A 344-nucleotide genomic window follows, 5' to 3' on the forward strand; every position below is an offset into this window, starting at 1 on the left:
GAATATCTACGAATTTCACCTCTACACTCAGAATTCCACCATCCTCTCCGAGACTCTAGCCATGCAGTTTCAAATGCAGCTCCGGGGTTAAGCCCCGGGATTTCACATCTGACTTGCAAAGCCGCCTACGCGCCCTTTACGCCCAGTGATTCCGAACAACCCTAGCCCCCTCCGTCTTACCGCGGCTACTGGCACGGAGTTAGCCGGGGCTTATTTTCAGGGTACCGTCATTATCTTCCCCTGCTAAAGAACTTTACAACCCGAAGGCCTTCATCATTCACGCGGCATGGCTGGATCAGGCTTGCGCCCATTGTCCAATATTCCCTACTGCTGCCACCCGTAGG

The 344-nt window shown here is 53.8% G+C and carries 1 rRNA gene; it reads right to left on the minus strand.

The features are described from left to right. Nucleotides 1-344 (minus strand): 16S ribosomal RNA (locus ACTHSL_RS13255); the annotation flags it as partial.

The sequence above is a fragment of the Neisseria sp. P0008.S010 genome, from assembly GCF_051962715.1.
Lineage (GTDB): Bacteria > Pseudomonadota > Gammaproteobacteria > Burkholderiales > Neisseriaceae > Neisseria > Neisseria elongata.